This window comes from Salinicoccus siamensis (assembly GCF_055391965.1).
The window spans coordinates 1,598,034-1,609,663 of sequence record NZ_AP043765.1 but is presented as its reverse complement, the minus strand read 5'-3'; the positions used below and the strand labels follow the sequence as shown (position 1 = coordinate 1,609,663).

Sequence of the window (11,630 nt, the reverse complement as noted above, 5' to 3'; positions counted from 1 at the left end):
AATCGGATGGGTGTATTTTTGTATGTGTGTTTGTTTATATTATGTTTATATCGTTGTGATAAAATATTTACGGAAGGAGTGGGGAGACGTGCAGAAAGTGATGGTAGTGGAAGACGATCCGCATATCAGGCAACTTGTGTCCATATATCTTAAACAGGATGGCTATGAGGCCATATTGGCAGAATCGGCGGACGACGCACTCGGCCAACTCGAGGATGATGAAGTGGATCTCGCTGTCGTGGATGTCATGATGCCGGGTATGGATGGCTTCAAGCTTACTGAAATACTGAGTGGTGATCTGGATATTCCGGTCATTCTGCTCACGGCCAAGGGCCAGTTGGAAGATAAAGGGCGCGGGTTTACAGCAGGAGCTGAGGACTATATCGTCAAACCATTTGAACCGGAAGAGCTTATCTACAGGGTGCGTGCCGTGCTCAAGCGCACGCAGCCGGACAGCCGTTCAGTGTTGACCTATAACGGTGTTGTGCTTGATCGCATCCACTATGAAATCAGAATCCACGATAAGACGTTCATGCTGCCGGTCAAGGAACTTGAGCTGTTTGCCTGCCTGATGGAGACACCGGAGCGGGTGGTGACCCGTGATTATCTCGCAGAAGCGGTGTGGGGCGACATTGAATCGGGCGCCTACACGATCAATACACATATCAACCGGCTCAGGCATAAGTTTGAGAAGCACGAGGTGCCCTTGGAAATCGTCACCATACGCGGCATCGGCTATAAGCTGGAGGAAGCGTCATGAAACAGTCCCTGAACAGGAAATTCATAATCGGGCTGGTCATCGTCATCGCTTTAAGTGCATTGACTGCATTGCTTGTAGCAAACATCCTCTATATGCTCCATTCGAAACCGAAGATGGACCAGGCACTTGTCGATACCGCTGAAACTTTCGTCGCAGGTCTGGAGAAGGCCGATATGACTGGGGCGGCAATCGACGAGCATCTGGAACTTTTTACAGCCCTCGGTTACCAGGGGGCCCTAATAAAGCGGGAAGATGTAGAGGCGAAAGACTCTGAGGTGGTCGATTTTGACACTGCTGCCGTCACTTCAGCAGGTGATCCATTCGACCGGACGGAACTCTCCTTGGCAATCGTCCGGGATGTCATGGATGGTGGGGTGTACCAAGGTGAAGCGGCGACGCTCGCCAATTGGTTCATGATGGGCCACTTCATGAACGATGTAAGGAATACGGTTGGCGTCCCGCTCGAGATTGAAGGTGATCAGTATGCCCTTTTCATCAAGCAGGACAGCGCCTTGATGTTCAGCGAATTCCATATCATAGGATTGGTTTTCTTCCTGACGGTCTTTATAGTCGGACTCATATCGATCATCATCATGTCCCGGCGTATGACAACGGTGCTCGGGAGGTTGTCTACGGCGGCGGATGAGATCAGAAGAGAGAATTTCGACTACGCCATCGAGCCGGAACACTATGCACCGGATGAAATCGGACAACTGGCCGTCAGTCTCGACGCCATGCAGGGACAGCTGAGTGAGAATCGTTACATGCGCCAGAAGTTCATCAGTGATGTCACCCATGATCTGCAGTCACCGCTGCTCAATATCCAAGGCTATTCCAAGCTGATGATGGACCAGGACTTGCCCGAAGGACTCCGTCAACCGGCAGAAGTGGTCCATCAGGAGGCGAGGCGCCTGTCTGCGCTGGCCAAACAATTGACGGTGCTCAATCACTTTGATGATCAGACATATCAGGTGAAGCATGAAGCCATCAGGCTTGACCGTCAGGTCCAGGAAGTCATCCGGGCATTTTCGTGGCGTCTCGATCAGGAACAGATAGACTTGTCCTATACTCTTGATGAGGTAACGGTCAAATCCGATCCGCATCTGCTCTACAACGTCTGGGATAATCTTGTATCGAATGCCATCAAGTATTCAGAACCCGGTGGTGAAATATTCATCAGGCTCATTGATGCAGGAGACCGGGTGAAAGTGATCTTCAGCGATACCGGTACCGGTATCAGGGCAGAGGATATGGACCAGCTGTTCGAACGCTTCTACCGCGTGGACCAGTCGCGTTCGACGAATGGTTCAGGCCTTGGACTGGCGATCGTCAAGGAGACCCTTGACATGCTTGGCGGCAAGGTGGAAGTCGAGAGTGAGTTTGGTTCAGGCACGACATTCACGATTACATTAAGGAAATAACAGGAGGATTCATAATGGAAAGAAAATGGGGCATTAATTTCATCAGGGTGGCAGCGGCATTCGGGCTGCTCGGCGTATTCATCGGTTCACAGATGGCAGGGGAGATGGATTACGCCATCCGGCCGATTCACACACACGTGCTTCTGGTGGGGTGGCTCTCCATGTTTGCATGGGGCATCTTCTACAGCATCTACACGGTACGGCATAAAGTGCTTGTGCACATCCACGGTGTAACGGGAATTTTAGGGGCGGTGCTGCTGACTGTCGGCATGTATTTCTATATGCTTGATCCATTCAATATGAATGATACGTTTACAACAGTTCTGTTCATCGTCGGCGGCAGTGTGCTGCTGCTTGCATTCCTGATGTTCCTGGCCATCACCTTCTTCGTCGAACCACGTACGGAAAAATAAAATAATTGCTCCCCTTTTTAAGGCAGAGGGGAGTTTTTTATGTTTTAATGCATATTAAGAACATATCTGATCCATGACATGGAAATGAGGTGGCCCACTTGGCCTATATACTACTTATCATCGGGTTCGTCCTTCTGATCAGGGGCGCGGATTACTTTGTGCAGGGCGCTTCTAATATTGCGGTCAAACTCAATGTTTCCCCCCTTCTTGTCGGTTTGACGATCGTCGCGCTTGGGACGAGTTCCCCGGAGGCGACTGTAGCCATCCTCGCGGCATTGGATGGCAGTGCAGGCGTCGTCCTCGGTAACGTCATCGGCAGCAACATCGTAAATATGACTGTTGTGGTCGGCTTGACGGCAGTAATCGCCCCGCTTACGGTACAGAGTGAAACAGTGCGCAAAGAGATTCCTTTCGCTTTGCTCGGGGCGGTCGTGATGTTGGTGCTTATGATGGACACATTCCTCCAAGATAGCCCGAGCAATGCGATTACGCGTGGGGACGGCATCATCATCCTGCTGTTTTTCCTGATATTTCTCTACTATGTATTTGAAATGGCCCGCAAAAACCGGTCCGGTACAGTGGCTGAAGCTCCAACCGACTACGGTGAGCCCTGGTGGAAGAATATCCTATCCACTTTAGGCGGGTTGGCCGCCATCATCATCGGGGGCGAGATGGTCGTGTCGAGCGCGACTGAAATCGCCTTGGCACTCGGCATGAGCGAGGCGCTGGTCGGTCTGACGATTGTGGCGGTCGGCACGTCTCTGCCGGAGATCATGACTTCTGTAACCGCTGCATTGAAGGGTAAGGGGGATATGGCAATCGGCAACGTGGTCGGCAGCAATATCTTCAATATATTCTTCGTCACCGGTACTGCCGCAACCGTCAGCCCGATAGCTGTGGAATCCAAGCTGTTCCTGGATGGCTTCGTCATGGTTGGTTTGACTGTGCTGCTTCTGATATTTTCGCGGACGCACTTCTCCATCGGCAGAAGGGAAGGGGCATTTATGCTTGTGGCATATGCGGCCTATCTGATCTATATCATCATCCGGAATTGAATAATGGACAGTGACGGACTAAACCCCGGCTGGATCTGATTGTCATCAGGTTCAGCCGGGGTTTTTTAAATCATTTGGATTGGTTCTGCCTTTTGGCGGCGATCAGTGTGTTGTTGAGCACCATGGTGATGGTGAGCGGGCCGACGCCGCCCGGCACAGGGGTGATGCAGCTTGCCTTGCCACTGGCCGAATCGAAGTCGACGTCCCCGACGAGTTTGCCATCTACGACGCTGTTGCCGACATCTATGACGACGGCGCCTTCCTTCAGATGCTCGCCCGTAATGAGGCCTGGCTGTCCGACGGCGCTGACTATGACATCGTAATCCTTCAGCTTAGCGGTCATATTACGGGTGCGGGAGTGCATGAGTGTGACCGTGGCATTCTGGTCGGTCAGCAGTTTTGCGACCGGCTGTCCGACGATGTGGGAGCGTCCGATGACGGCGACATCCTTGCCTTCTAGTGGACCGGTATGCTTCAGGAGCTCCATTATGCCGAGCGGTGTACATGGCACGAATGTCTCTTGTCCGGTGTAGAGGCGTCCGATGTTGACCGGATGGAAACCATCAACATCTTTATCCGGTGCAATCGCCTCCAACACCTTTTCTTCGCTGACCTGGCTAGGAAGCGGCACCTGGACAAGGATGCCGTTGACTGTATCATCGTCATTCAGCCGCGTGATGATGTCGAGCACTTCCTGCTCAGTCACCGCTCCGTCGAGCTGCACGATTTCTGAAGTCATGCCGATCTTCTCGGCTGCCTTGTTCTTTGACCGTACATAGCTGAGAGATGCGCCATCGTCGCCTGCAATGACGACGGTCAAGTTTGGCGTCGTACCTGCTTCCTTCAACTTTTCGACTTCGGCGGCAAGGTCAGCGCGGTAGTCCTTCGCTATCTCCCTGCCGTTCAATAGTTCTGCTGTCATGTGAAAGCCCTCCTGGATTCTGTCTATTTCTCCTTCATTATCCAACAACTGAGCATAAATTTCCAGATTGAAGACCATAAAATTCTGAAATCAGAAGAGATTGAACGAGTGAATTGACGTATAATAAATTATAAAAATAAAAATTATTTACTTCATACACAAACTATAACTATTAAAATTAATTTATTGTTCGTTTTTTGAGTTGATTATATAAGCCTCTATTGTTAAACTGAATCTGAGAAATAAACATCCGCATAAAAGAGAGGGTTACGTTCATGACAGTAGGAGTGATTATGGGAAGTGCTTCAGACTGGTCGACGATGAAACATGCGTGCGACATGCTGGATCAGCTATCCGTCCCTTATGAAAAGAAAGTGGTCAGCGCCCACAGGACGCCTGAAATGATGATGGACTATGCCAAAGGTGCTAAGGGCCGGGGCATCAAAGTGATCATCGCAGGTGCGGGAGGTGCTGCCCATCTGCCCGGCATGGTGGCGTCGATGACCCACATACCGGTCATAGGTGTGCCGATCGAGTCGAAGGCGTTGAATGGCCTCGACTCGCTGTTGTCCATCGTCCAGATGCCAGGCGGCATCCCTGTCGCGACGACGGCGATAGGTAAGGCGGGGAGCACGAATGCAGGCATACTTGCGGCAAAGATGTTGGCGATTGGTGATGATGCCCTCTACAGCCGACTGGAAGCCTATACGGAGACTTTGGAAGAGAAAGTGGAGGGAATGCAGAATGAGCTCGATTGAAATGGGCGGTACGATAGGCATAATAGGTGGCGGACAACTCGGGAAGATGCTCGCACAGAGCGCTTTGAGGATGGGGTATAAAGTCGCGGTGCTCGATCCTTCAGAAGATGCGCCGGCGCGAAGTACGTGCCATACGTTCATCCATGCGGAATTCAGCGACTTTGCCTCACTCAAGGAACTATGCGGATTGTCGGACATCGTCACATATGAATTCGAGAATATCGACGCGCATATACTGCGCACATTAGTGGATGACTACCATATCCCCCAGGGCGCTGAGACGGTTCTGACGCTGCAGAACAGGGATTACGAGAAGACGGCGATCGAAGAGGCGGGTGCCGCCATCGTCCCTTATGAGAAAGTAGCGACACGGGACGCGCTCGCGTCATTCGCCGCCACCAATGGCTATCCTGTCATCGTCAAGACCGCAACGGGCGGCTATGACGGCAAGGGTCAGATGGTGATCGAATCACAGGCGCATATGGAAAACATTGACATTCCATTTGACCAGGCAGAGTGGGTCGCCGAAAAGTACCTGCAGTTGGAACGCGAAGTATCGTTGACTGTCGCCAGAAGTACGACAGGCCAGGTTGAATATTTCCCGCTTCAGGAAAATCTGCACAAGGACCAGGTCCTCTACCGCACGATCGCGCCAGCGGGTATCGATGCGCAGTATACCGCCAAAGCGCAGAAAGCGGCACGTAAAATCATGGATAAGCTCCATTTCACCGGCGTGTTCACGATAGAATTCTTCATCGATCAGGACGGTTCGCTGTATGTGAACGAAATCGCCCCAAGGCCCCACAATTCGGCCCACCATACGATCGAATCATGCAACATCAGCCAGTTTGATGCACATATACTGGCGATCCTCGGCCATCCGATGCCTGCCGTCCATCAGCACCAAGATGCAGTCATGATGAATCTGCTCGGTGCCGATCTGGACCGCCTTGAACAGACGCTTTTCACAAATCCGGAGTGGCACGTCCACGTATACGGCAAGACAGCGCGCAAACCGGCAAGGAAGATGGGGCACGTGACGGTGCTTACTGACGATGTCGCAGAAACACTCGATCGGCTGGAAGAGAATTTCATCAAGGGGGAATCATGATGCTCGTCTACGAAGGTAAGGCAAAACGCGTCTACAGGACAGAAGATGCGGCATACCGCATCGAATATAAGGATGAAGTGACGGCCGGTAATGGGGAGAAGCACGACTACATGACAGGCAAAGGGCGGCTCAACAACCTGATCTCCTCAGGCATATTCGAATATATGAAGAAGCACGGCATCGACTCCCATTATATAGAACGCATCAGCGAGACCGAGCAGCTGGTCAAGCCCCTTGACATCATCCCGCTTGAAGTGGTCGTACGGAACTATGCCGCCGGCAGCATCGTCAAACGCCTCGGCCTAAAGACACATCAGGTGATGAGCCCACCTTTGGTCGAGTTCTTCTATAAAGAAGACGCGCTCGGCGATCCGCTACTCACGGATGACCATATCGCCATGCTCAACCTCGCAAGTGTGGCGGAAGTCGCCCACCTTAAAGAGCAGGCCCTTAAGATCAATGAAGTGTTGAAGGAAATGATGGAAGAGATGGGGCTGTCGCTGATCGATTTCAAGATCGAGTTCGGCAAAGATCGTGACGGTGTTATTATGCTCGCAGATGAAATCTCGCCGGATACATGCCGCATCGTGGATATGGAGAGCAAAGAGAATTTCGACAAAGACGTCTACCGCAACAGTACGGGATCACTGATCGATACCTACAGCGCATTTTATAAAAAGATGGAGGCACTCATATAATGAAGAAGATTGAACTGATCGTCACACTGCAGCCGCAAGTATTGGATACACAAGGTGAGGCCCTGAACCGGGCGGTCCATGAACTGGGCCATGAGGAAATCAACGACATCCGTGTCGGCAAGGTGCTCTACTTCGACATCGATGAAACAGACGAGACGAAAATCGATGAAAGCGTCCGCCGGCTATCCGAGAAGCTATTCGCCAATACGGTCATCGAAACATACTCCTACACTATCCTCGACGAGGTGGCTGAATGATGAAATTCGCTGTGATACGCTTTCCAGGATCAAACTGTGACAGGGATATGCTGAACGCCATCCTGAAGTCCGGCGGGGAAGCGGACTATGTCGACTACCGGGAAACGTCGCTTGAAGGTTATGATGGCGTCCTGATTCCAGGCGGCTTCAGTTTCGGGGACTATTTGAGGAGTGGCGCGATGGCTGCTGTGGCGCCGGTGACGAAAGCAATCGTCGAAGCAGCAGAAGCAGGCAAGCCGGTAGCTGGCATATGCAACGGCTTCCAGATACTCACTGAAATCGGCCTGTTGCCGGGTGCACTCATATTCAATGACACCCACACCTTCATCTCAAGGGATGAAACGCTGAAGGTGACGAACAGCCGCACTGCATTCACAACGGGTTATCAGCCTGATGAAACGGTCACTTTCCCAATCGCGCATGGAGAAGGGCACTACTATTGTGATGATGAGACATATGACACACTCAGGCAGAACAATCAGATTGTCTTGGAATACACGGATAACCCGAACGGCTCGCGCGGCGACATTGCGGGCATCATCAATGAAGCGGGCAATGTCCTCGGCATGATGCCGCACCCGGAACGCGCACTCGAAGCGTTGCTCGGCAGTGATGACGGCAAAAAAATCTTTGAAAATATGGCAAACTGGGAGGCCGCTCATAATGAAATTCAATGAACCGACAGAACAGATGATCAAAGACGACAAGCTCTATACAGAGATGGGCTTGACGGATGCGGAATACAAGCATGTAGTGGAGATACTCGGCAGGGAACCGAACTATACGGAAACCGGCATATTCTCGGTCATGTGGAGTGAACATTGCTCGTATAAACATTCGAAGCCTTTCCTGGGCCAATTCCCGACATCAGGGGAACGCGTACTGATGGGACCGGGTGAAGGCGCAGGCGTGGTCGACATCGGCGACAACCAGGCCATCGTCTTCAAAGTCGAATCCCATAACCACCCTTCTGCAGTCGAACCCTACCAAGGGGCAGCAACGGGTGTCGGCGGGATCATCCGCGATATCGTCTCAATGGGCGCGCGTCCAATCGGATTATTGAATTCCCTCCGCTTCGGTGAGCTATCTGAAGCGAACAACCGCTGGCTGCTGAGAGGCGTCGTATCTGGCATCGGCGGCTACGGCAACTGCATCGGCATACCGACCGTCTCCGGAGAAGTCGAATTCGATTCTTCATATGACGGCAACCCGCTCGTCAATGCCATGTGTGTCGGGGTCATCGACCACGACCAGATACAGAAAGGAACCGCAAAAGGTGTCGGCAACAAAGTCATCTATGTCGGTCTGAAGACAGGACGGGACGGCATCCACGGTGCAACCTTCGCGTCTGAAGAGTTGTCTGAGGAATCAGAGTCGAAGCGTCCATCGGTGCAGATTGGAGATCCATTCACCGGCAAAAAGCTGATGGAAGCGACTCTTGACGCCATCAACCAGCCTGAACTCGTCGGCATCCAGGATATGGGGGCGGCAGGTTTGACATCATCCAGTGCCGAAATGGCGGCAAAAGGTGAATCGGGCATCGCGCTCCACCTCGACCAGGTGCCTGTCAGGGAAGACGGCATCTCCCCATATGAAATGATGTTGTCGGAAACACAGGAACGCATGCTGCTTGTCGTAAAGGACGGCACAGAGGATAAATTCCTCAAGATGTTCGACGGATATGAACTCGATTCCGCGGTCATCGGTGAAGTGACGGATTCCGACCGTCTCGAACTCTTCTATGAAGGCGAGAAGTACGCGGATATTCCCGTACAGCCGCTGTCCGATGAGGCACCTGTCTATGTGCTGGAAGGCAAAGATCCAGGGGTCGACGATAAGACATATGACTACAGCAAAGAAGACCTGAACGCGGCATTCGATGCCCTGCTCGGCCATCCGAACCATGGTTCAAAGCGCTATATCTATGAGCAGTACGATAACCAGGTCGGTTCGAACACCGTCCAGAAGTCAGGTTTCGGCTCAGGCATCGTCAGAGTGGAAGGTACGGATAAGGCAATTGCGATGACGGTCGACGGCAAGAGCCGCTATGTCTATGCCGACCCGTTCAATGGCGGTAAAGAAGTCGTCGCGCAGGCGTTCAGGGACATCATATCGACTAGTGCACTCCCGCTTGCCATGACTGACTGCCTGAATTACGGCAGTCCTGAAAACCCTGAAATCTACCATCAGCTCGATGCTTCGACGCGCGGCATGGCAGAAGCGTGCCGGACGCTGTCGACACCGGTCGTATCCGGCAACGTCAGCCTATACAACGAATCCAAAGGCACAATACTGCCAACGCCGGTCATCGGCATGGTCGGTCTGATAGAAGATGTGCGCTTCATGGAAGACCGCCATGTACAGGCGGGGGATTCAATCTATCTGGTGGGTGAGACGCACAAAAGCTTTGCCGGCAGTCAGCTTGAAAAGCTGATTGATGGAGATATTTCGAAGCAGGAACGCCACATCGACCTGGAACTCGAATACAGCCGCGGCATGGATCTCAGGGAGCGTCTGAAGAACGGCAGCATCAAGAAGATCGCGCCAATCGGACGCGGCGGCATCGCCATCAAACTAGCGCAGCTTTCAGCCTTCCATCATCTTGGAGTGGATGCATCACTCGATATGGACGGGGAAGATCTCTTTGCAGAAAATGCCTCCCGTTACATCGTCATCGGAGCAGGTGGACAAGATATTGAAGACGCTGTCGAAATCGGGGTCCTGACAGAAGATGCATTCAAAGTAGCCACTCGTGATATGACGATAGAACGTAGCCTGGACGCCATCTCAAACACATGGGAAGGGGCAATCCCGAAATGTATGACATCCGTGGACTAAATGAAGAGTGTGGCATATTCGGTGTGTACGGCCATCCGAATGCCGCTGAACTGACTTATATCGCACTGCACAGCCTCCAGCACAGGGGACAGGAAGGGGGCGGCATCGTCTGCTCGAATGAAGAGTACCTTTTCGGCGCACGCGGCATGGGGCTTTTGACCGAAGCGCTCTCCAGGGAACAGCTGACATCGCTGCATGGCTTTCCGCACGCCATCGGCCATGTAAGATATGCAACAAGCGGCGGCAGCGAGCTGTCGAACGTCCAGCCATTCCTATTCAAAAGCCATAAGGGGGACCTTGGCCTTGCGCATAACGGCAATCTTGTCAATGCCATGAGCGTCCGTGAGGCTTTAGAAGATGACGGGGCGATTTTCCAGACCTCATCGGACACCGAAACATTGGCGCATCTGATCCGTAAAAATAAAAGCCCAGACAGGAAGACGCGCATCAAGACGGCGCTCAGGCAGATCAAGGGTGCTTTCGCCTTCGTTATATTGGACGAAGAGGCGTTGACCATCGCCCTGGATGATCATGGCGTGCGCCCGCTCATGCTCGGCATGATAGACGGTGCCTATTGCGTCGCCAGCGAAACATGTGCCTTCACCGCAATCGGTGCAGAGTACATACGTGATATTGAACCCGGGGAACTGATTACATTGAGTGAAGCGGGCATCGACTTCGACCGCTATACGGAAGCCTCACACCCGAATATGTGCTCGATGGAGTACATCTACTTCGCGCGGGCCGACTCCGAATTCCGCAATACATCAACATACACCATCAGAAAATCGCTTGGGCAGCAGTTGGCCAGGGAAATGGATGTGGATGCGGATATAGTGATCGGCGTGCCGGACTCGAGCCTTGCCGCTGCAAAAGGATTTTCTGAAGAATCTGGAATCCCACAGGAACAGGGGCTGTTGAAAAACCGCTATGTGGGGCGGACGTTCCTCTCGAAAGGGCAGGAAGCACGCGAGCGGGCAGTGCGCATGAAGCTCTCCCCGGTGCGTGATGTCGTCGAGGGCAAACGCATCATCGTCATCGACGATTCGATCGTGCGTGGGACGACCAGCCGTTATATCGTCAAGGCGTTGAAGAAGGCTGGCGCCAAGGAAGTCCATATGGGCGTCTCATCCCCGCCGCTTAAAAATCCATGCTTCTATGGCATCGATGTTTCAACACATGCTGAAATCATCGCTTCATCGAAATCAACGGAGGAGATCCGCCGTGAGATCGGTGCGGACTCCTTGAGCTATCTGTCGGTGGACGCGATGCATGATGTGTACCATTCATATGGTTCAAAAGGGCAATGCGATGCCTGCTTTACAGGCAACTATCCAATAGAGATTATCGACCGGCTCCTGCCGCAGGAGAAGGATCAGAAGACGAAAGGGGTATGA

General features: G+C 52.5%; 12 protein-coding genes. 11 read left to right on the top strand and 1 reads right to left on the bottom strand.

Annotated features, from left to right (window positions below):
* Window positions 1-88: 88 nt before the first annotated feature.
* The 4 genes from ACZ5LF_RS08270 to ACZ5LF_RS08255 all read left to right on the top strand — a co-directional run bounded on the left by ACZ5LF_RS08270 (window position 89) and on the right by ACZ5LF_RS08255 (window position 3,649).
* Window positions 89-760 (top strand): response regulator transcription factor, encoded by a 672-nt coding sequence (locus ACZ5LF_RS08270; protein ID WP_380571855.1) that lies wholly within the window; start codon window positions 89-91, stop codon window positions 758-760.
* Window positions 757-2,181 carry a sensor histidine kinase gene (locus ACZ5LF_RS08265; protein WP_380571853.1) on the top strand — a complete coding sequence of 475 codons (1,425 nt, stop codon included), beginning with the start codon at window positions 757-759 and terminating at the stop codon, window positions 2,179-2,181. Before ACZ5LF_RS08270 ends, ACZ5LF_RS08265 begins: the two co-directional genes overlap by 4 nt.
* A 14-nt stretch (window positions 2,182-2,195) precedes the next feature.
* Window positions 2,196-2,594, top strand: coding sequence for a hypothetical protein (locus ACZ5LF_RS08260; RefSeq protein WP_380571851.1), 399 nt, complete (start codon window positions 2,196-2,198; stop codon window positions 2,592-2,594).
* 98 nt (window positions 2,595-2,692) lie between these two features.
* Entirely contained in the window at window positions 2,693-3,649 is a 957-nt protein-coding gene (locus tag ACZ5LF_RS08255; protein WP_380571849.1) for a calcium/sodium antiporter, read from the top strand.
* Between the two features lie 70 nt (window positions 3,650-3,719).
* On the opposite strand, the gene ACZ5LF_RS08250 is transcribed toward ACZ5LF_RS08255, so the two are convergent.
* Window positions 3,720-4,571 (bottom strand): bifunctional 5,10-methylenetetrahydrofolate dehydrogenase/5,10-methenyltetrahydrofolate cyclohydrolase, encoded by an 852-nt coding sequence (locus tag ACZ5LF_RS08250; protein WP_380571847.1) that lies wholly within the window; start codon window positions 4,569-4,571, stop codon window positions 3,720-3,722.
* Between the two features lie 275 nt (window positions 4,572-4,846).
* Between ACZ5LF_RS08250 and purE the strand changes: the two genes are divergently transcribed.
* The 7 genes from purE to purF are packed head-to-tail and all read left to right on the top strand — an operon-like array spanning window position 4,847 to window position 11,630.
* Window positions 4,847-5,329: a 5-(carboxyamino)imidazole ribonucleotide mutase gene (gene purE / locus ACZ5LF_RS08245; RefSeq protein ID WP_380571845.1), complete on the top strand. Its 483-nt coding sequence runs from the start codon at window positions 4,847-4,849 to the stop codon at window positions 5,327-5,329.
* Window positions 5,316-6,440, top strand: coding sequence for a 5-(carboxyamino)imidazole ribonucleotide synthase (gene purK / locus ACZ5LF_RS08240; RefSeq protein ID WP_380571843.1), 1,125 nt, complete (start codon window positions 5,316-5,318; stop codon window positions 6,438-6,440). The genes purE and purK overlap by 14 nt, the downstream gene beginning before the upstream one ends.
* Window positions 6,437-7,138, top strand: coding sequence for a phosphoribosylaminoimidazolesuccinocarboxamide synthase (gene purC / locus ACZ5LF_RS08235; protein WP_380571841.1), 702 nt, complete (start codon window positions 6,437-6,439; stop codon window positions 7,136-7,138). The genes purK and purC overlap by 4 nt, the downstream gene beginning before the upstream one ends.
* A complete protein-coding gene (gene purS / locus ACZ5LF_RS08230; RefSeq protein WP_380571839.1) occupies window positions 7,138-7,395 on the top strand; it encodes a phosphoribosylformylglycinamidine synthase subunit PurS in 258 nt (85 codons plus the stop codon). The genes purC and purS overlap by 1 nt, the downstream gene beginning before the upstream one ends.
* Window positions 7,395-8,072 (top strand): phosphoribosylformylglycinamidine synthase subunit PurQ, encoded by a 678-nt coding sequence (purQ, locus tag ACZ5LF_RS08225; RefSeq protein ID WP_380572137.1) that lies wholly within the window; start codon window positions 7,395-7,397, stop codon window positions 8,070-8,072. The genes purS and purQ overlap by 1 nt, the downstream gene beginning before the upstream one ends.
* On the top strand, window positions 8,056-10,233 hold the full coding sequence (gene purL / locus ACZ5LF_RS08220; protein WP_380572135.1) for a phosphoribosylformylglycinamidine synthase subunit PurL: 2,178 nt from the start codon (window positions 8,056-8,058) through the stop codon (window positions 10,231-10,233). The genes purQ and purL overlap by 17 nt, the downstream gene beginning before the upstream one ends.
* Window positions 10,212-11,630 carry an amidophosphoribosyltransferase gene (purF, locus tag ACZ5LF_RS08215; protein WP_380571837.1) on the top strand — a complete coding sequence of 473 codons (1,419 nt, stop codon included), beginning with the start codon at window positions 10,212-10,214 and terminating at the stop codon, window positions 11,628-11,630. The genes purL and purF overlap by 22 nt, the downstream gene beginning before the upstream one ends.